The sequence below is a fragment of the Paenibacillus sp. RC84 genome, from assembly GCF_041260495.1.
Lineage (GTDB): Bacteria > Bacillota > Bacilli > Paenibacillales > NBRC-103111 > Paenibacillus_F.
In genome coordinates, this window is record NZ_JBGBYL010000003.1 from 688,741 (window position 1) to 713,484 (window position 24,744).

2 protein-coding genes are annotated in these 24,744 nt (G+C 45.1%); both read left to right on the forward strand.

The window, feature by feature from the left end; translation table 11 throughout:
• Complete coding sequence (locus tag ABH899_RS10455; protein ID WP_369995962.1) at window positions 1-20,523, forward strand: non-ribosomal peptide synthase/polyketide synthase; 20,523 nt, start codon at window positions 1-3, stop codon at window positions 20,521-20,523.
• Window positions 20,524-20,548: 25 nt separating this feature from the next.
• Window positions 20,549-24,744: amino acid adenylation domain-containing protein (locus ABH899_RS10460; RefSeq protein ID WP_369995964.1), on the forward strand; the 4,196-nt coding region annotated here is incomplete at its 3' end.

The window sequence follows — 24,744 nt, forward strand, 5'->3', positions numbered from 1 at the left end:
ATGAGAAAATTCGTGCCAAACAAGAAACATGAAGAAGACAGGTCTTCTTATTGGACATATTTACTTGACGATGATAGTTCGACTGCGATTAAGCCCCTTTTTCCATACAGACCAAGTTCAAAACGGACAGCGGATACGAATCTAATGGACTGGGTATTTCCGCAGCATGTATGCGAAAAACTTAGAAAACTTAGCCGAGAACACAATATCCCTATGAACGTTATTATAGAGGCTGCCTGGGGACTTGTTTTACAAAAGTATAACTATACTGATGATGTCATGTTTGGAACAATAATCGACGATCCTCATTTGAACAGTGTGATGATTCCGGTAAGAATGAAGTGTAATGGAGACGACGTATTATTGGATCTATTACAGCAACTAAAAGAACAAGAAGCGGAAAGTGGGAAATATGCCCATTGTGATATATTACCCCGAAAAATCAATCACTTGATTAAAACGGTGTGTATAATTACGGATAGATCGGACGAGGGGAAACAGTTCATACACTTTCCCCTTGAGGATCAATTATCTTATAATTCACCTGATTTGCTTCTTCATTTTTCTTTTGATTGTAATCAGTTGAACGTGATGATTCGTTTTGATGAATCAAATTACACCAAATCTGAAATAAACAATATACTAACAATGCTTACGTTTGCTTTGTGTGCCTTTGCTGAGAATTCGGAGAGGAAGGTACGTGATATTTCATTCGTGAGCGATGAGGATAGAGATAAAATCTTAACCCTGTTTCAAACCAAGCCAACCCAATATCCGCACGGGGAATCGATCAAAAGCTTATTTGAGGCGCAGGTGAAAAAAACACCGGATCGGATAGCGGTATCTTGCGGGACGGAGCAACTGACGTATGCGGAGTTAAATGCGAAGGCGAACATCGTTGCCAACCGGCTGCTTGCTGCTAAAGTCAAAAACGAAACAGGCAAAGGCGAAACGATGGTAGCGTTGCTGTTAGAGCGTAATATGGATATGGTCATCGGAATACTCGGGATCGTGAAGGCCGGATATGTCTATGTGCCAATCGATCCAGAGGCGCCGCAAGACCGTATCCAGTATACGCTGGCAGACAGTGGTGCAAGCTTGCTTCTTGTCAATCAGGGAAAAGAGCAGATGGTGTCACTTCCGCAAGGAAGTATCTATGCGATCGAGCATTTGTATTCGGATGAACCGGATGCGGCATGGGGGCCAGAACTAAAAGCTAATCCGGATGTAGCCATCGCACCGCAAGATGCGCTATATATCATCTATACGTCAGGCACGACCGGCGAGCCGAAGGGAACGGTAATCGAACATGAATGTGTCGTCCGGTTGATGCATAACGATGACATGCCGTTTAATTTCCATGAAGAGGATGTATGGAGCCTGTTTGCAGCCTACAACTTTGACGTATCGGTATGGGAAATGTATGGAGCGCTCTTATACGGAGGTCACCTAGTAGTCATACCCAACGACGCCAAAAAGGATAGCTATGCTTTGTTAGAACTATTACGCGAAAAAAGGGTGACGGTACTCAACCAAGTGCCGTCCTCTTTTTATAATCTGATGCAAGTAGAGCTAGCCGAAGCAGGGGAGAGACTGCACGTCAACCATCTAATCTTTGCCGGAGAGGCGCTGCAGGTAGGAAAGTTAAAGGCATGGCAGGCGAAGTATCCGGAGATGAACATCGTGAATATGTACGGAATCACAGAGACGACTGTCCATGTAACGTACAAAGCGATCACTGCAGAAGATATTGCGCTAGATGTAAACGATGTCGGAAAGGCGCTCCCTACTCTCAAGGTCTATATATTAGATGGGGACAAGTTATGCGGGATTGGTGTGCCCGGGGAATTGTGCGTGGCAGGTGTCGGCGTCGCAAGAGGCTACCTCAACAAACCGGAGCTAACCGCAGAGAAGTTTATTGAGAATCCATACGGAGAGGGAAAACTGTACCGGTCAGGGGACTTAGCCAAATGGCTGCCGGACGGGAACATTGCCTATTTGGGTCGTATGGATGACCAAGTGAAAATCAGGGGATTCCGGATCGAGCTGGGAGAAGTGGAAAATGCGCTGCGGCAGCTGGAAGGAATCCAAGATGCGGCGGTCATCGTACGGGAAACCCATGACGGAGAGAAAGCGCTGTTTGCTTACCTCATATCGAAAGATATCGTCCAGCTGCAAGCGGTGAGAAGGGACTTGGAGGAAGTGCTGCCGGCTTATATGGTGCCGGCCTATATGATGCAGATCGAACAACTGCCGGTGACGCGCAACGGCAAGCTGGATAAACGGGCGCTGCCGGAAATCGTGGCAGTAAGCGAAAAGGAATATATGGCTCCGAAAAACGAACTTGAAGCGCAGCTATGCAGTATCTTTAGTGAAGTACTGGGCGTCGAGCGGGTCGGCACGCAGGACAGCTTCTTTGAGCTGGGCGGAGACTCAATCAAGGCGATACGTATCGTATCGAAATTAAGGAGCGCAGGATATCACATCGCAAGCAAAGATATCATGCAAAAGTATACAGTTGAGGCGATCAGCTACGCGGCACAAAAGTCTGCCCTAGCGGAACAGTATGAGCAGGATGAAGTGAATGGCATCGTACCGCTGACGCCGATCGTCAGAGAGTTTGCGTCCTGGAATCTTCCTAAGCCACACCACTTCAATCAGGACATGCTGATGGAGATTGATCTGGAAGAGGAGAACCAGCTTCAGGAAGTGCTTGATGCCCTTATGGCGCATCATGATATCCTGAGATCCGTCTACCGGCAAGGTCAGCTAGAGATCGTAGGGATGAGTGACAGTAAAGCATATGACCTAAAGGTGTATAACTATCTGGAAGAACAAGCAGCAGCAGAGCTCATGGAAGCGGCATGTACGGATCTGCATAGCAGTATCCACTTAGAAGAAGGGCCGCTGGTGAAGGCAGCGATGTTCCGGACAGCGGCAGGGAACCTGCTGTTTCTAGGGATCCATCATCTTGTGGTGGACGGCGTATCGTGGCGTATCCTGCAGGAAGATATCAGCACAGCCATCCGGCAAGTAAAAGAAGGGACAAAGATCCAATTCCCGGCAAAGACAGCGTCATATAAGGCCTGGGCGGAGGCGTTGGCAGAATATAAGGACAGCCATCTATTGCAGAAAGAACGGGCGTACTGGGAGCAAGTAGCGGCGCAGATGGAGGCAGGCGAACTAAGGATGGACGAACAGACGGGGGAAAGCGGGTATGATAACTACACGATCCATTTAAGTGTGGAAGAAACGGAAAGCCTGTTGCAACGTGCAGGAAAAGCGTTTCGTACTGAAGTGCCGGATTTGCTTATCAGTGCCTTGGGAATGTCCGTTAGGAAACTGACAGGAGCAAGTGTAGTAACGATTGGTGTGGAAGGGCATGGGAGAGAAACAATTCATAAACGGATCGATATCGATCGGACGATAGGATGGTTTACGAGCGTCTATCCGATTATGGTAGCGTGTCATGACGAAATGGCGGAAAGTATCATTGCAACGAAAGAGATGCTGCGCAAAATACCGAACCGCGGAGTCGGGTACGGCCTGTTATACGATCTATTAACGGGAAATCAGCTACCGACCTTATTGTTTAACTATATGGGGCAAATGGATGCTGAAGCGAAGGGTAAAAAGATACACTTTCTTAGTTCGAGTAATGGTTTAGCGGATGAGAATAAAATGCTGTCGGAATTGTTTATTAACGGTGTGATCAGTGAAGGGAAATTATCATTTACGTTCCGTTACAACAGAGGTCTCTTTTCAAATGTTACGATACAAAGATTTGCTGAGGTATATAAAGCCCATATACAGTCTACTATTACATATTGTATGCAGTTGGAAGAATCGGTTCCGACACCGTCTGACTATCATGCAGCGGATTTGACTCGTGCAGATTTATCCGTCATCCAGCATGTAACCGGTGGTGCATTCCAAATAGATCGTATATACGGCTTAACCTCATTGCAGAAAGGGATGTTATACCATAGCATCGCCGAACCAGAATCGACAGCCTATAGAAATCAAAATATTTTTATAGGGCAAGGCTATGCCGATGAGCACATGGTGAAGCAAGCGCTTAAGCTACTTGTCATGCGGCATGAAGTGCTCCGTACAGCGATTATTCATAAAAATATATCGATACCAAAGCAAGTCGTGATCCGAGGAAGGGAAGTGGAATACGAAAGAACCGATTTAACGGGAGTAGAACTATCTGTGCAGGCAAAACAGGTGGAAGCGATCGCCCATGACCAAATCCAGCGAGGATTTGATCTTGAACAAGACCCGTTATTGCGGGTACACCACGTAGTGCTGGCAAGAGATCGTTATCAATTGATCTGGAATTTTCATCACATTCTGTTGGACGGTTGGAGCCTACCGATAATATACGGGGATTTCAATCGGATTTACAAAGCATTAGAGAAGGGTGTTTTGACATCTACGCTGGAAACACAGGTGATCACAGAAAAGCAGTACCAGGATTCCTACGAAGATTATATTTATTGGCTAGAAAAACAAGATCAACAAAAAGGGCTGTCTTACTGGTTAGATGTACTAGCAGGATATGAAGAAGTTGCCGAGATTAAACCGATATATACGCCGCAAGAAAGTGAACAGCAAGTACAGAGCTTGGCGATTACATTATCTCCTGAAGATGCCTTGCAGTTGAGGGAACTGATAGCTGCCCATCAATTGACGGTGAGTAATGTGGTGGAAACGGCCTGGGGAGTTGTTTTACAAGCATACAGCGGTCAGAAAGATGTGGTGTTCGGGAAAGTAATGTCCGGGCGTCAAGCCGATGTGCGCGGAATAGAGGGCATCGTCGGTCTGTTTATTAATACGATACCGGTGCGTGTAGCAAGCAAAGAAGACATGAGTACACTAGAACTGATCAAAGAAATGCAGCAGCAAGGGACTGAAAGTGAGCAATATGCCTATTGTTCGCTCGCTGAGATTCAAGCGCAGACGGAGCAGAAGCAGCATTTAATCCAAGTGCTCTATATGTTTGAAAATTACTACGTGGATGAGGACAAGCTGACAGATTTTATGTACGAGATTGAGTATGGCTTGGACCAAACCAATTACAGCTTAATGTTATGCGCTTATGAACATGAAGGGAAGATAGTATGTGAAATAATATACAATCCGAACGTGTATGCACGTGAGGACATAGAGCAAATTGTTGTACGGCTAGAACATGTTATACAAGCTATCGTAGCAAACCCTGAAGGGAAGTTATCTGAGCTTGAAACAATAACAGAGGAAGAACAAGAACAGATACTAGGTGTATTTAATGATACGAGCTCACTGTATGCAAAGGATAAAACGATTCCAGCATTATGGGAAGAGCAGGTTGCAAACACACCGGACGCAATCGCCCTCGTATATGAAGACAACTATATGACGTATGACGCGTTAAACAAAAAAATCAACCAAGTGGCATGGGCGCTTCGCAGACTGGACATCAAACCTGATGACCGGGTGGTTATTGTAGCAGAGCGAAGTGTGGAGATGATTGCCGGGATGTATGGCATCATCAAGGCAGGCGCTGCATATGTGCCGGTCGATCCTACGTTTCCAGCAGAGCGAATCCAGTTCATTCTAGCTGACTGTAAACCAAAAGCAGTGCTTGTGTATAAAGCTACGATTGAAACTGGGCTGCCAACGATTAATCTTGCTGACGATATGCTATGGGAAGGAATCAGCGATAATCCCGAGCAAATCAATCGCCCGAATGATTCGGCTTATATAATCTATACATCCGGGACTACGGGGCAACCGAAGGGCGTAATGTTAGAGCATCAGGGTGTTGTATCCTTACGGCATCATCTTCTGAAGCAATATAACGTTACAAGTCAAGATAATGTGCTTCAATTTGCAAACTATGTCTTTGACGCTTCTGTATGGGAGATGACCTTATCACTATTGCTAGGGGCGACGCTAACATTGGTGTCAAAATCCATTATAGCGGATGTAACACGTTTTAATTCTTTTATGCAAGAAAGCAGGATTACGTTAGCTGTACTGCCGCCACAATACTATCTCCAGACGGCGTTTACTGGAGTTAGATGGTTAACAACGGCTGGAGCCGCAACAAATGAGTCGGTTATTGAACAAACACGGAATAGTGACTGCGGATATTGTAACGCTTATGGTCCTACGGAATGTACGGTACAGGCTACGTATTGGGAATATGATGGGATAAGTGACGTGCCAAACAACATCCCGATTGGTAAACCGATTGCAAATAATCATGTATATATACTTGACGGGGACAAATTATGCGGGATTGGTGTGCCTGGGGAGTTGTGTGTAGCGGGCGACGGCGTTGCAAGGGGCTACCTCAACAAGCCGGAACTGACCAGTAAAAAATTCGTAGCGAACCCCTTTGTACCAGGTGAGCGGATGTACCGGACCGGGGACTTAGCTAAATGGCTGCCGGATGGGAATATTGCTTATTTGGGTCGTATTGACGAACAAGTGAAGATCAGGGGGTTCCGGATAGAGCCGGGAGAAGTGGAAAATGCGCTGCGGCAGCTGGCAGGGATCCAAGATGCGGCGGTCATAGTACGGGAAACCCATGACGGAGAGAAAGCGCTATCTGCCTACCTAGTTTCGAAAGATGTAGTTCAGCTGCAAGCAGTGAGGCAGGACTTAGAGGAAATACTACCGGCCTATATGGTGCCAGCGTATATGATGCAGATTGATCAACTGCCGGTGACGCGCAACGGTAAGCTGGATAAACGGGCACTACCGGAGATCGTAGCGGTAAGCGAAAGGGAATACACCGCTCCGAAAAACGAACTTGAAGCGCAGCTGTGCAGTATCCTTAGTGAGGTACTGGGCGTGGAGCGAGTCGGCATGAAGGATAGCTTCTTTGAGTTGGGCGGGGACTCGATCAAGGCGATTCGGATCATATCGAAGCTAAGAAGTATGGGTTATCATATCGCAATCAAAGATATTATGCAAAGAAATACGGTCGGAGCGATCAGCTATGCGGTACAAAAGTCTGTAATCGAGGAGCAGTACGAGCAAGATGAAGTGAGCGGCATTGTACCGCTGACACCGATCGTCAGGGAGTTTGCATCTTGGAACCTTTCTAATCCGCATCATTTTAATCAGGATATGCTGATGGAAATTGATCTAGAAGATGAAATACAGCTTCGGGAAGTGCTTGATGCCCTCGTTGTTCATCATGATATACTCAGGTCTATCTACCGGGAAGGTCAACTAGAGATCATAAAGGTGAGTAACAGCAGAGCTTATGAGCTGAAGGTGTATGACTATAACGAAGAACAAGAAGCAGCGGGGCTAATGGAAGCGGTATGTACGGATTTGCATAGCAGTATCGACTTAGAAAAAGGACCGCTGGTGAAGGCAGCGATGTTCCGGACGGGTGAAGGGAATCTATTGTTTCTAGGGATCCATCATATTGTGGTGGACGGCGTATCATGGCGTATCCTGCAAGAAGATATCAGCACAGCCATCCGGCAAGTAAAAGAAGGGACGAAAATCCGATTCCCGGCAAAGACGGCGTCGTATAAGGCATGGGCAGAAGCACTGGCAGAATATAAGTGCAGCCCTCTATTACAAAAAGAACGGGCGTACTGGGAACAAGTAGCAACGCAGATGGAGTCCGGTGCACTTAGCATGGACGAACAGACGGGAGAAAGCGGGTATGGCAACTACACGATACATTTAAATGAAGAAGAAACCACACAGCTTATTCACCAGGCAGGTCGGGCGTATAATACCGAAATCAATGACTTGCTTATCAGCTCCTTGGGGATGACTGTGAAGAAATTGACAGGGGCTAGAGATGTAACGATAGGTATGGAAGGACACGGAAGGGAATCGATTCATAAGCGTATCGATATCGACCGGACGGTCGGATGGTTTACAAGTGTGTATCCGGTGGTGGTATCGTGCCATGATGAGATCGCAAAAAGTATCATTACAACAAAAGAGATATTGCGAAAAATCCCGAACCGAGGTCTTGGGTATGGTCTATTGCAGGAAGAATTGTCGGTCAGACCGCTTGAAATCATGTTTAACTACATGGGACAAATGGACGCTGAGGCAAAGGGGAAGAAGTTACACTTTTTTAGTTCAGGTAAAGGCTTAGCGGATGCGAATAAAATGCTGTCGGAATTGTTTATCAACGGTGTGATAAGCGAAAGAAGATTAACATTTACTTTCCGTTACAATAGAGGTCTTTTTTCAAGCAGTACGATACAAAGATTCGCTGAGATATATAAAGCGTGTACTCAGTCTATGATTGCACATTGCATGCAGCAAGAAGAAACGGTTCGGACACCGTCTGACTATGCTGCAATTTCGATTACGGATGAAGATTTAAGTGTCCTGCATCGACTTTATCCAGGGAAAAATGATATACAGGATATATTTGATTTATTGCCGCTACAGGAAGGTATTTTGTATCATGGCCTAAAAAGCAGTGGTTCCGAGTATTTAACACAGTTTATTTATCAGATTAATCAGCATATAGATCCTAATCTCATGCGCAGTGCGTTCCAATGTTTACTTAAAAAGCATGATGTGTTGAGAACGGCGATGGTGTATGAAGGGTTAAAGCATCCGAAGCAGATCATTTTGTCACATCGCTCACTTGATTGGGAAGAAATTGATTTAACAACATACGATGAGAAAGAACAACTAGCTAGATTAAATGAACTGATAGAGATGGATGTCAAGCGGGGATTTGATCTGCAGCTTGATGCGCTATTTCGCATAAAAACTATTAAACTATCCACTAATTGCACGCAATTGATCTGGAGCTTTCATCATATTATTGCAGATGGATGGTGTAGTGAATTATTATGTAACGACTTAAAAAATTACTATAACTTGCTTCAAGATGGTTATAGTACACACGATGTAGAACAAGTTATTGAACAAGAGAAGTTCCAGGTTGCGACGTACGGTGATTATATTCAGTGGTTCCAGAATCAAGATGAGGAGCTTGCGCTTACGTATTGGCGCGAACGACTTCGTGATTATGACTTAACATACAAATACCGTCCGTATTTCGATCCACCATCTTCCAATTCCAACTTGGCTCAAGTGAAAAAGAAGCTGGATGTTGAATTGACAGGCAGGTTGTTACTTTTAGCACAAGCGCATCAGCTAACAATAAATACAATCACCGAAGCAGCTTGGGGAATCGTATTACAACAGATTAACTTTACAAATGATATCGTGTTCGGCAAAGTGATTTCGGGAAGGCATGCCGAAGTAAGAGGGATTGAAAAAATAGTAGGTCTTTTTATTAACACGATACCGGTAAGGGTTAGTGCAGACGAGAATTCAACGATTATATCACTTTTACAGGAATTACAAGATCAAGGTATTGAAAGTACGATGCACGCTCACTGTTCACTGGTTAAAATTCAAGAACAAACCGCACAAAAATCAGATTTGATTTCATCACTTTTTGTTTTTGAAAATCATTTGGCACAAGAACAGCAAAGTGAACATACAGATGGTTTGCAATTAGCGCTTGTTTCTTCGAGAGATGAAACAAACTATCCGCTTAATCTATTGGCTGCTGTAGAGGACAAGGCATTACGATTTACAGTTCTCTATAATCCAAACAAGCATGCTTTAGAAGAAGTAGAGATGATGCTCAGCATGTTAAACAATGTATTATGTGCGTTTGCTGAGTATCCTGAGAAGAAGATTTTCGATGTTGAATTAATTCGCAAGGAAGATAAGGCACGAATACTAGGTGAATTCAACAATACGGCAAGCACATATCCGAAACATAAATCTATTCCGGACTTATTTGAAGAACAGGCTCAACTTACGCCCGATCAAATTTGTGTCGTATGTGATAAGGAACAATTAAGCTATCAACAATTAGACAAGGCCGCGCAAGGTATTGCCACCGAATTGCGAAAAAGAGGGGTATCCTCAGGTCAATTAATTGGCATCGTATGTGAGAAAAGCGTGCACATGATTGTAGGGCTGCTGGGGATACTCAAAGCAGGATGTGGCTATGTACCAATTAATACGGATGAACCGGATACTCGCCTGCGCTTTATTTTGGAAGATTGCGATTTGAATATCGTACTGTGCGGTGATGTAAAAGGGGACATGATTAATGTCCTTCAAGAGTACTGCACCGTCATAGATCTAAATGGAAGTTATGCGGCAATGACAGAGCGTGCCTTAGTAACGGCAGATGATATTGCGTATGTCATGTACACATCCGGTACGACAGGATATCCGAAAGGTGTTTGTGTTACACATCAAAATGTCGTACGGCTTGTGAAGCAAACGAACTATGCTGATTTAAACGGGGCGCATATTTTGTTGACCGGTGCACTCTCCTTCGATGCATCGACATTTGAAATATGGGGCGCACTTCTCAATGGCGGGAAATTGGTGTTAGCCCATACGCAGAGCATAACAGACGGGAACATGTTAGGAATGTTGATATGCGAGCACCAGATTACGATGATGTGGATGACTGCGCAGCTTTTCAATTATATGGTAGACACTAGATGCGAAGTTTTTCAACCGTTACAGTATTTATTGGTAGGAGGAGAGAGATTATCTGCGAAACATATCAAAGCAGTAAGGGAAAAACATCCGAAACTCAGAGTAATTAATGGTTATGGTCCAACAGAAAATACGACCTTTTCTGTTACGTATGCGATAGAAACGGATTACTTCAATATTCCCATCGGAAAGCCAATCAACAATAGTACTGCGTATATTATGGATAGAAAAATGCAGCTATGTGGAATTGGTGTTCCAGGAGAACTTGTTGTAGGCGGCCACGGCGTAGCGAAAGGATATATGAATCAACCAAAACTTACTGTGGAGAAGTTTATTGAGAATCCGCTTATTCCTGATGAGCGGCTGTACCGTACCGGAGATATTGCGATGTGGCTGCCGGATGGGAACATTGCGTATATTGGACGTATTGATGACCAAGTGAAAATTCGAGGGTACAGGATTGAAGTGGGCGAGGTAGAGCATGCTCTTCGAAGATTAGAAGGTATCCAGGATGCGATCGTTATCGCCCGCGAACAAGATGGAAGTGAAACGGAACTGTATGCATACCTGGTATCTAGCACTGAGATTCAGATGAATGAAGTCCGGAATTCTCTTGGTAAGACAATTCCTGCCTATATGGTGCCGCAGCATATGATACAGGTTGAGAACGTTCCTATGACACGAAACGGAAAGGTAGATAAGCGAGCGCTTTCTGAAATACAAATTGTGCATGAGCAGCAATATACGGCTGCGGCGACTGAATTGGAATTCACGCTTTGTAATATATTCGGTGATGTGCTTTCTGTTGACCGTGTTGGTATTTATGATGATTTCTTTGCGTTAGGTGGTCACTCATTACATGCTGTACGCGTTATAAATCAGATTGAAGCGATGATTGGAATACGTTTACCGATAATAACATTGTTTGAGAACCCGCATATTAAAGCGCTCAGTCAGCACCTTGAACTAATCAGTGCAGAACATACTACGCACAATACGTTATATACGAAGGCTGTGTTTGAACCCATCCCGCATGCTATGCGGAAAGAATCATATCGGATGTCTTCCGCTCAAAAGCGTCTTTATGCGATTCAAGAGATGGATCAGCATAGTACGGCTTATAATATGACGTTATTGCGTCGAATGGATGCATCCCTTGATAGTGAACGACTTCAGCTTGCACTGAAGCAACTCATACAACGGCATGAAAGCTTACGAACAAGCTTTCATATGGAGAACGGAGAAGCAGTACAGCGTATTCATGACCATGTGCCGTTTACGCTTCTGATTACTGAGGATGAAGATGATGATACAGGGTTTGTGCGTGCATTTGATTTGTCTCAAGCGCCATTAATACGTGTTAAAGTAAATAATCAAAAAGAAGGTGGTTATCTCCTAGCCTTCGATATGCACCATATCATTTCTGATGGGGCATCGATTAATAATCTAATGCAGGATTTGTCCAAGCTATATAATGGCGAACCCCTTGAGTCAATGCCGATTCAATATAAAGATTATAGCGAATGGTTGCACACTCAAGACATGACGGAACATGAGACGTATTGGTTGAACTCGTTGCAAGGTGAACTACCGGTACTGAATTTACCAACAGACTTTACACGTCCGCAAGTACAGCAGTATACGGGGAAAGCAGTCGTGAGTCATGTAGAGTTACGGGAAGCTGTAACAGCATTGTGCCGGATGTCGGGTGCAACCGAGTATATGGTACTACTGAGCACATGGATGATTTTGTTGAGTAAATATAGCCGTCAAGAGGATATTATCGTAGGTTGCCCTGTTAATGGACGTTTACATTATGATACAGAGCCTCTAATCGGCATGTTCGTGAATACGATTGCATTACGTGGAAAACCATCGGGAAAGAAGAATTTCGTGGATTTTCTGTCGGAGATGAAAGAAGTATGTCTAAAAGGGATTGAGCATCAAGCATTTCCGCTCGAAGATCTGGTTGATCTTATGGGCTTGCATCGGGATATGTCCCGGAATCCGCTTTTTGATGTGTTGTTTGTACTTCAGAATAATGAAGAAGCAGATTTTGATTTTTATGGCGTAAACAGTACGAGTGTTCATGATGACTATAGTTTACAGCACAGTTCGGCTAAATTTGATTTAACATTAGAAGTGACGCCAACGGCAAGTGGCTACCGCATCGAAGTACGCTATGCTACAAGCCTATACCAAGAAGAAAGCATACGCCGAATGGTGAAACATTATGAAACGTTGTTGGCAGCAGTTACGCAATCCCCTAAACTTGAAATATGTCAATTGCCGATGATGACGCAAGCAGAAAGACAGCACATTTTAACCTCATTTAACGATACGTCCTGTGTTTATGATGTGACGACACCCATTCATGAACAATTTGAGCAGATTGTACAGGCTATGCCGGCGAAAACGGCTCTACGCTTTCGAGATCAGGCTCTGACATACGAACAGTTAAATATGAGAGCAAATCAGCTTGCGAGAATACTGCTTCTTCATGGTACGCGCCGCGGGGATTTTGTCGGTATTTTACTCGGTCGCAGTATAGAAATGATGGTTGGAATACTCGCAACGTTAAAGGTAGGCGCGGCTTATGTGCCAATAGATCCGACCTATCCTTTGGAGCGGATTCAGTACATGGTGGAAGATAGCGGGTTATCGACAGTATTGACTCAGAGGCAATACGATGACACGATCGAACTGCCTTCCCATGTAAGACGCATTCATGTGGATCAAGAAAGGTGTGATGAACCTAGTCATAATCTGCATGCGATTGTAGAAGCAACCGATATCGCTTATATCATCTACACTTCAGGCTCTACAGGCAAACCAAAAGGGGTAATGGTGGAACATCGTTCGATTAGTAACTTGATTTCAGGTCTAAATCAGCTACAAAACTTGGATTCGACGAAAACAATGTTATGTGTATCGAATATTTCTTTCGACGGCACAGTCTATGAGACACTATATGCCTTGCTCAAAGGAATGCAGATTATAATTGCCGATGAGGAGGCACAACACGATCCAAAGTTACTCTTGCAATTGATTGAGCAATATGATGTGAACATCATGAAGGGTACACCGACGCGGATGAAGATGCTTATGGATGAAGTTCGGGATGTTCATCCATTACATGGTTTGGAAGTAATTGTTGTCGGCGGAGAGCCATTAACGGATGATTTGGCTGCCGCTTTGCTTGAAAATTGGAATATTCGTTTGTTCAATGTATATGGTCCGACGGAAGCAACGGTAGACGCAACTGGGATTGAAATTCATTTACATGATAAAGTTACGATTGGAAAACCGATTGCCAATGTACAAGTATTTATATTAGATTCGTACGGATCTCCGCTTCCAATCGGTGTGGCAGGTGAGCTTTGTATCAGTGGAGCGGGTGTTGCCAGGGGATATCTTAATCGGAGTGATCTTACCGCAGAGAAATTCGTTGACAACCCATTCAAGCAGGGTGAGCGGATGTATCGCACGGGAGACCTTGCCCGCTGGCTTCCAGACGGTAGTATTGAATATGTTGGCCGCATCGATGATCAAGTAAAGGTTAGAGGATACCGCATCGAACTGGGCGAGATTGAGCATGTCCTGCGAAAACAACCTGACGTGCTGAATGCTGTCGTGATGGTTAGAGAAGATGCGGTAGGGGATGATTATTTATGCGCTTATGTGGTGCCAAATGATCAAGTGACATTGGATACGGAAGCAATTAGAGAAGATATTCGCCAAGTTTTACCTGATTATATGATCCCGGCATACATCGTTCCACTGGTGCAGTTTCCTGTTACGAATAATGGGAAACTAGACCGCCGCAGCCTACCTGAGCCAGATCGCAAGGGGAGGGGCAATAAGTATGTTGCTCCGAGAGATCAAACTGAATCGGTGCTTGTGAATATTTTCCGAGAAGTACTTGGTGTTGAACGTATTAGTATAAAAGATAGTTTCTTCGAACTCGGCGGAGACTCCATAAAAGCTATCCGGATTGTATCGAAGATGAGAAACGCCGGTTATATTATTTCGGTACCGGATATTTTAAGTCAATACACAGTTGAAAAGATTGCACACACAGTAGGCAGGGAATCAGAGATCCAGTATGATCAGGGTGAAGTTACGGGTCAGGTCCTGAATACACCGATCTTACATGATTTTTTTGCAAGAAATTACGCTAATCCTAACTATCATAATCAAGATGCTCTTTTGACGGTTAGAACGGATAATGAGTCGCACATTCATGAAGCCTTGCAAGCTGTTGCTGTTCATCATGATATATTACGGGCAATTTACCGGGATGGTAGTCTGACAATTTTAAGTAGTGCGGACAGTAAACTTTATGAGTTACAAGTGTTTGAGGTTCATGCGGATCTTAACGGTTCGGCGTGGATTGAAGACGCTTCCGCTATAATTCATCAAAGCATGGATATTAACAAAGGTCCGTTGATGAAAGCGGCACTCTTCAAAACCCAGTCTGCCAATTATCTTTTCTTGTGTATTCATCATCTTGTCATTGATGCAGTATCATGGCAAATTTTGCTTGAAGACTTTGAGACTGCTCTCCGGCAGCTTAAAGACGGAAAGGAAATAAAGTTACCATCAAAAACGCTTGCTTTTAAAGACTGGGCGGAATCATTAGAAGAATATAAAAACACAAACGAGATTACTACCCAAGCGAATTATTGGAATACAATCATTGCGGCCATGCAGGAAGAGAAACTGCTTATAGATGACGATCCGCATGATCATGGGTTTGCAAATGTGACAATAACGTTCCGTAAGGATAAGACAGAACAGCTTATAAGGCAAGCGGGAAAAGCGTTTGGTACCGAAATCAATGATTTGCTTATAAGTGCAATCGGCGCTGCAACACATGCGTTGACGAAACAATCCAAAGTGTCGGTTTGTCTGGAAGGCCACGGAAGAGAAGCGATACACAAGAAAGTAGATATCGATCGTACTATAGGATGGTTTACGGTTAAGTTCCCAATTAGTGTTCCGTGTCATGATGATTTCCGAAAGAGTATAATTGAGACGAAAGAAATGTTACGGAAAGTACCTTTACGCGGGTTGGGATTTGGCTTATTACAAGGTGATTATTTGGCGATTGAGTCCGATATTTACTTCAATTATTTAGGGCAGTTGGATACAGAATCGAATGCTACCCTGTTTACGAACAACAAGAGTATAGCGAATTCGAATAGTACCGAAGGCGCAATTGATATGAACGGGTATATTGTACAGAATATGCTACATTTTATAATTCGCTATGACCGCAGTAAATATAATAGGAAGACTGTAGAGCGTTTTGCAGCCTTATATGAGGAAAAGCTTAGCGACATTATCACCTATTGCTGTGTACAAGACAAACCGGTGAAGACGGCTTCTGATTATTCCTGCGATGACTTGACGAGTGATGAATTAGTACAGATCCAGGAGTACATTGCTGATAAAGAGGATATTGATGATATTTATACGCTAACTCCGATGCAGGAAGGAATCTTATACCATTATTTATTGAATCGGCAATCAACCGGCTATGTTACACAAATGGTGTATCACTATAACGGTAATCAAAGTGAACATACGTTTGAGGCAGCGCTGAAATTGCTAACGAAACGACATGAAGTACTTCGCACGGCAATTGTATATGACCATGGCGCTAAATCTAGACAACTTCTTTTGCGTAGTCGTGAAATCGAATATGCAGTTGTGGACTGGTCGGGCAGGGATCGTGCAGAAATTTCTACATGGATTGATTCTGACCTGCAACGGGGGTTTGATCTACAGCAAGAAGCATTGTTACGGGTTACCAATATCATGTTAAGTAGAACAGAAGGGAAATTAATATGGAGTTCTCACCACATCATCTCGGATGGGTGGTCAGACAACGTTATATTTAATGACTTTATTCAAATATGCGAAAAGCTACAACAGGGATTGTCTGTTGCGGAGCTTGAGCAAGGGTTAGAGGAAGAGAAGGAAAAGAGCTTAAATTTCAAGGACTTCGTTAACTGGTTGGAAAAACAAGATGAAGAAAGGAGCTTGTTATACTGGAGAGAGCTCCTTCTAGACTATGAAGAGTCTGCTGACATTAAGCCGCTCCGTCAACCTGAAGAAACATCTAGCGAGATGAAGCGAATTAATCATAAACTTCCTGTTGATGTAACAAGACAACTTCTTAATACGGCTGCAACGTACAATATTACGCTGAATACTATGATAGAGACGGCTTTAGGTATCGTATTACAGGAATTGTGCGGCATAAAGGATGTTGTCTTTGGCAAGGTGGTCTCCGGAAGAAATGCTGATGTAAGAGGGATAGAGCATATTGCCGGAATATTTGTTAACACCATTCCCATTCGTATTTGTTGTGATGATGAAATGCACATATGCGATGTTTGGAGAAGAACTCAAGAACAAGCGATACTAAGTGATCGGCATGGACATTGTTCTTTTGCCAAAGTACAACGACTGACCAAACAGAACACCGATTTAGTTAAAGTTTTGTTTACATTTGATAATGATGATTCATGGGATGAAGTACGCCAAAGTGAAACTTCAGCTTTTCGGTTTACCGTAGAGGGTGGACGGGAGCAAACCAATTATACGACCACGTTTAAAGCGTATCTTGGTATCAGTCAGCTACATCTCGATGTATTGTATGATCCTAGTAAGCTGGCAGCAGAAGACATTGTCAATATTATGTCAAAGATACAAAGTGTATTATTGTCCTGTGCAGCAAACCCAGAAATGAAGTTATCTGAACTCGAAACGACAACAGAGGAAGAAAAAGAGCAGATACTAGGTGCGTTTCAAACTAAGCCAACTCAATATCCGCACGAGGAATCGATCAAAAGCTTATTTGAGGCGCAGGTGAAGAAAACACCGGATCGCATTGCGGTATCTTGCGGGACGGAGCAACTGACGTATGCGGAGTTAAATGCGAAGGCAAACATCGTTGCCAACCGGCTGCGTGCTGCTAAAGTCAGAAGCGAAACAGGCAAAGGCGAAACGATGGTAGCGTTGCTGTTAGAGCGTAATATGGATATGGTCATCGGGATACTCGGGGTCGTGAAGGCCGGATATGTCTATGTGCCAATCGATCCAGAGGCGCCGCAAGACCGTATCCAGTATACGCTGGCAGACAGTGGGGCAAGCTTGCTTCTTGTCAATCAAGGAAAAGAACATAGGGTATCACTTCCGCAAGGAAGTATCTATGCGATCGAGCATTTGTATTCAGATGAACCGGATGCAGCCTGGGGGGCAGAACTAAAAGCGAATCCGGATGTAGCCATCGCACCGCGAGATGCGCTATATATCATCTATACGTCGGGCACGACCGGTGAACCAAAGGGAACGATAATCGAACATGAATGTGTCGTCCGGTTGATGCATAACGATGACATGCCGTTTAAGTTCCATGAAGAGGATGTATGGAGCCTGTTTGCCGCCTACAACTTTGACGTATCGGTATGGGAAATGTATGGAGCGGTCTTATACGGAGGTCACCTAGTCGTCATACCCAACGACGCCAAAAAAGACAGCTATGCTTTGTTAGAACTATTACGTGAAAAAAGGGTGACGGTACTCAACCAAGTACCGTCCTCTTTTTATAATCTGATGCAAGTAGAGCTAGCCGAAGCAGGTGAGAGACTGCACGTCAACCATCTAATCTTTGCCGGAGAGGCGCTGCAGGTAGGAAAGTTAAAGGCATGGCAGGCGAAGTATCCGGAGATGAACATCGTGAATATGTACGGAATCACAGAGACGACTGTCCATGTAACGTACAAAGCGATCACTGCAGAAGATATTGCGCTAGATGTAAACGATGTCGGAAAGGCGCTCCCTACTCTCAAGGTCTATATATTAGATGGGGACAAGTTATGCGGGATTGGTGTGCCCGGGGAATTGTGCGTGGCAGGTGTCGGCGTCGCAAGAGGCTACCTTAACAAACCGGAACTAACGAATAAAAAATTCGTAGCGAACCCTTTTGTACCCGGGGAGCGGATGTACCGGTCGGGGGACTTAGCCAAATGGCTACCGGACGGGAACATCGCCTATCTAGGTCGTATGGATGATCAGGTGAAGATCAGGGGGTTCCGGATCGAGCTGGGAGAAGTGGAAAATGCGCTGCGGCAGCTGGAAGGAATCCAAGAGGCGGCGGTCATCGTACGGAAGACCCATGACGGAGAGAATGCGCTGTTTGCCTACTTAATATCGAAAGATATAGTCCAGCTGCAAGCAGTAAGACGGGACTTGGAGGAAATACTGCCGGCCTATATGGTGCCAGCCTATATGATGCAAATTGATCAACTGCCGGTGACGCGCAACGGCAAGCTGGATAAACGGGCACTGCCGGAGATCACGGCGGTAAGCGAGAAGGAATACACGGCTCCGAAAAACGAACTCGAAGCACAGCTGTGCACGATCTTTAGTGAAGTCCTGGGCGTAGAGCGGGTCGGCACGCAGGACAGCTTCTTTGAGCTGGGCGGAGACTCGATCAAAGCGATACGGATCGTATCGAAGTTAAGAAGCGCAGGATATCATATCGCAATCAAAGATATCATGCAAAAGTACACAGTCGAGGCGATCAGCTACGCGGCACAAAAGTCTGCCCTAGCGGAACAGTACGAGCAGGATGAAGTAAGCGGCATTGTACCGCTGACGCCGATCGTCAGAGAGTTTGCCTCCTGGAATCTTCCTAAGCCACACCACTTCAATCAGGACATGCTGATGGAGATTGAGCTGGAAGAGGAGAAGCAGCTTCGGGAAGTGCTGGATGCCCTCACAGCGCATCATGATATCCTGAGATCGGTCTATCGGGAAGGTCAGCTAGAGATTGTAAAGGTGAGTGACAGCAAAGCGTATGAGCTGAAGGTGTATGACTATAGCGAAGAACAAGCAGCAACAGAACTCATGGAAGCGGCATGTACGGATCTGCATAGCAGTATCCACTTAGAAGAAGGACCGCTGGTGAAGGCGGCGATGTTCCGGACAATGGCAGGGAATCTGCTGTTTCTAGGGATCCATCATCTTGTGGTGGACGGCGTATCGTGGCGTATCCTGCAGGAAGATATCAGCACAGCCATCCGGCAAATAAAAGAAGGGACAAAGATCCAATTCCCGGCAAAGACAGCGTCGTATAAAGCTTGGGCGGAAGCACTGGCAGAGTATAAGGACAGCCACCTATTGCAGAAAGAACGGGCGTACTGGGAGCAAGTAGCCGCACAGATGCCGGCAGGCGAACTAAGGATGGACGAACAGACGGGAGAAAGCGGGTATGGCAGCTGCACGATCCATTTAAATAAGGAAGAAACCGCACAGCTTATCCACCAGGCAAGTCGGGCGTATAATACCGAGATCAATGACTTGCTCATCAGCGCCCTGGGAATGGCCGTGAGGAAACTGACAGGGGCAAGGGATGTAACGATCGGCATGGAAGGACACGGAAGAGAACCGATTCATAAGCGGATCGATATCGACCGGACGGTCGGGTGGTTTACAAGTATCTATCCGGTGGTGGTACCGTGTCAGGAGGATATAGCAGAAAGTATCATTACAACCAAAGAGATGCTGCGTAAAATCCCGAACCGAGGCCTTGGGTATGGTCTATTACAGGAACAATTGCCGGTCAGACCGCTTGAAGTCATGTTTAACTACATGGGGCAAATGGATGCGGAGACGAAGGGGAGAAAACTACACTTTTTTAGTTCGGGCAAGGGATCAGCCGATGAAAATATTGTAAACCGTAAAGTCAATATTAACGGAAGCTTGCTAAAAGAACAGCTGCATTTCAGCATTGTCTATGACAAGAGCAAGTTGTCTGCTGGGAAGATACAACTATTTATGGAAACATTCCATGATTGTTTAATTGCTACGATTCAATTTTGTACATCACAGGAGGAGGTTGCCATCACGATCTCGGATACGGATGCCACTGATTTGGTTGCTGACGATCTCCAGATGATAAATGAGCTATTCGATCTAGATTAAATCTACTATAAGGTGGAGAGCGGACATGAGTTCAAAAATGGTATTAGGTTCCAATATCGAGAATATTTACTCTCTTACCCCAGTACAGGAAGGGATGCTGTATCATAAGCTGATGAATGGGGATTCTACCGCTTATGTCGTTCAGCATCGTTTTGAACTGAACGGTCTGATTAATGAACAAAAGGTAAAAGAGGCAATAGAACTTGTAACGATGAAGCATGACGTTTTAAGAACCTCCATCGTATATGAGAAATTGACTATGCCAAGACAAATTATACTTAAGAACCGGACAATAGAATATGAACGGATAGATTTATCGGATATTGCGGCATATGATCAAAATAATAAAATGGATATGATTGCGCAACTTGATGTGAAGCGCGGGTTTGATCTACAACGCGATTCTTTATTAAGGGTTAAGCTCGTTCATTTTGGAGCAAACCAATATAAGATGTTATGGACTACTCATCACATCATTATTGATGGTTGGAGTTTATCTATTTTGTTCAGTGATTTCAAAACGTATTATGACATGCTTGAACATGGAAAGAGCTTGCAATCTATCATGTCGATAGTGGAAACTGATAAGAAGAGAATCGAAAAATATGGAGATTATGTGAAGTGGCTGGAGCAGCAAAATGCTATTGAAGGAATTGCGTATTGGGAAAAATTATTATCCGACTATGATGGAACAGCGGATATAAAGTCAATGGAGCAAACGCCATTAGCGGTGGAAACCGTTTCTTTGAGTGAAATGAAATTATCTAAAGAACAGACGGCAAGTTTGCAAAATCTCGCTGCCACCCATCATATTACGATGAATACGATTGTGGAAACAGCCTGGGGAATTGTACTGCAAGCGTATACAGGTGCCAAAGATGTTGTTTATGGCAAGGTAATTTCGGGCAGGCATGTTGCAATTAGAGGTATTGAAAAAATTGTGGGTCCATTTATCGTGACGATTCCCGCAAGAATCAGGTATACAGAAGATGATAGGGTTGTTGAAGTTTTGCACAGCACGCAGCTGCAAGGAACGCAAAGTACAGCTTATTCTTATTGTCCCTTACAGCAGATTATGAGTTTAACGAAGCAAAAATCAGAGTTGATTAAGTACTTATATGCCTTTGAAAATTATGAGCTTGATGAGACTTTATTGACACAGCACAGTGAGGGACTTGGGCTAAAAATAGAAGCTTATCGGGAGCAAACTGATTATGATTTAGTCTTAATCGTAAATTATGAACACGGGTATTTGCGTTTTCAGATGCAGTATGCGTCAAATCGTTATGGATCAAAGGAAATAGAAGCAATGTTATTGCGCTTACAAGTTGTCTTACTCTCTTTCGCCAACAACCCAGAAATGAAGTTATCTGAACTTGAGACAATAACAGAGGAAGAAAAAGAGCAGATACTAGGTGCATTTAATGACACGTACTTACCGTATGCAAAGGATAAAACGATTCCAGCATTATGGGAAGCGCAGGTCGCTGACACACCGGATGCAATCGCCGTTGTATATGAAGACAACCCTGTGACGTATGACGCGTTAAACAGAAAAATCAACCAAGTGGCATGGGCGCTTCGCAGACTGCACATTAAACCTGATGACCGCGTGGTTATCGTGGCGGAGCGAAGTGTGGAGATGATTGCCGGGATGTATGGCATCATTAAGGCAGGTGGTGCGTATGTGCCGGTCGATCCTACAATCCCAGCAGAGCGTATGCGGTTTATCCTAAATGACTGCAAACCAAAGGCAGTGCTTGTGTATAAAACTACGATTGAAACGGATCTGCCGACGATTAATCTGGCGGACGATAAGCTCTGGGAAGGGCAAGGCGAAAATCCGGAGCAAGTCAATCGCCCCGATGATTTGGCTTATATTATCTATACATCCGGAACGACGGGGCAGCCGAAAGGGGTGATGTTAGCGCACAGCGGCGTAGTTGCGATGAGGAGTTACCTGCAGGAAAAGTATGAAGTGACGCAGCAAGATAACGTGCTTCAGTTTGCCAACTATATATTTGACGCCTCCGTATGGGAGATGACACTGTCGCTTTTGCTGGGTGCAAAGCTAACCCTCGTGTCCCAAGAGGTTCTATCGGATGTGAACAGCTTTAACGCCTTTATTAAGAAAAACGGAATCACGTTGACGCTGCTACCGCCGCAATACTACCTGCAGACGGATATAAGCGGACTAAGGGTACTGACGACAGGGGGATCGGCAGCAAACGCGGAGATGATCGAAAAGGCAGGGAGCGGTACACGATATATCAATGCTTATGGACCGACAGAAAGTACCGTATTGGCAACGGGATGGGAATACGATGGAGAGAGTGAAATTCCCTATCCTGTACCTATTGGGAAACCAACGAGCAATACGCAAATCTATATTATGGATGGCAAGAAGCTATGCGGGATAGGTGTACCAGGGGAGTTATGCATTGCAGGCAGCGGTGTGGCAAAAGGGTACTTGAACCTTCCGGGACTAACCGCAGAGAAGTTTATTGAGAATCCATACGGGGAGGGAAAACTGTACCGGTCAGGTGACTTAGCCAAATGGCTGCCGGACGGGAACATCGCCTATTTGGGTCGTATAGATGACCAAGTGAAGATCAGGGGATTCCGGATCGAGCTGGGAGAAGTGGAAAATGCGCTGCGGCAGCTGGAAGGAGTCCAAGATGCGGCGGTCATCGTACGGGACACCCATGACGGAGAGAAAGCGCTATCTGCCTACCTCATATCGAAAGATATCGTCCAGCTGCAAGCAGTGAGACGGGACTTGGAGGAAATACTGCCGGCCTATATGGTGCCGGCGTATATGATGCAGATCGAACAACTGCCGGTGACGCGCAACGGCAAGCTGGATAAACGGGCACTGCCGGAGATCACGGCAGTAAGCGAGAAGGAATACACGGCTCCGAAAAACGAACTTGAAGCACAGCTGTGCACGATCTTTAGTGAAGTGCTGGGCGTCGAGCGGGTCGGCACGCAGGACAGCTTCTTTGAGCTGGGCGGAGACTCGATCAAAGCGATACGTATCGTATCGAAGTTAAGAAGCGCAGGATATCATATCGCAATCAAAGATATCATGCAAAAGTACACAGTCGAGGCGATCAGCTACGCGGCACAAAAGTCTGCCCTAGCGGAACAGTACGAGCAGGATGAAGTAAGCGGCATCGTACCGCTGACGCCGATCGTCAGAGAGTTTGCCTCCTGGAATCTTCCTAAGCCGCACCACTTCAATCAGGACATGCTGATGGAGATTGAGCTGGAAGAGGAGAAGCAGCTTCGGGAAGTGCTGGATGCCCTCACAGCGCATCATGATATCCTGAGATCGGTCTATCGGGAAGGTCAGCTAGAGATTGTAAAGGTGAGTGACAGCAAAGCGTATGAGCTGAAGGTGTATGACTATAGCGAAGAACAAGCAGCAGCAGAACTCATGGAAGCGGCTTGTACGGATCTGCATAGCAGTATCAACTTAGAGGAAGGACCGCTGGTGAAGGCAGCGATGTTCCGGACAGTGGCAGGGAACCTGCTGTTTCTAGGGATCCATCATCTTGTGGTGGACGGCGTATCGTGGCGTATCCTGCAAGAAGATATCAGCACAGCCATCCGGCAAATAAAAGAAGGGACAAAAATCCAATTCCCGGCAAAGACAGCGTCCTATAAGGCATGGGCGGAAGCACTGGCAGAATATAAGGACAGCCATCTATTGCAGAAAGAACGGCCGTACTGGGAGCAAGTAGCCGCACAGATGGCGGCAGGCGAACTAAGGATGGACGAACAGACGGGAGAAAGCGGGTATGGCAGCTGCACGATCCATTTAAATAAGGAAGAAACCGCACAACTTATCCACCAAGCAAGTCGGGCGTATAATACCGAGATCAATGACTTGCTCATCAGCGCCCTAGGAATGGCCGTGAGGAAACTGACAGGGGCAAGGGATGTAACGATCGGCATGGAAGGGCACGGAAGAGAACCGGTTCATAAGCGGATCGATATCGACCGGACGGTCGGATGGTTTACAAGTATCTATCCGGTGGTGGTACCGTGTCAGGAGGAGATAGCAGAAAGTATCATTACCACCAAAGAGATGCTGCGTAAAATCCCGAACCGAGGCCTTGGGTATGGTCTATTACAGGAACAATTGCCGGTCAGACCGCTTGAAGTCATGTTTAACTACATGGGGCAAATGGACGCGGAGGCGAAGGGGAGAAAACT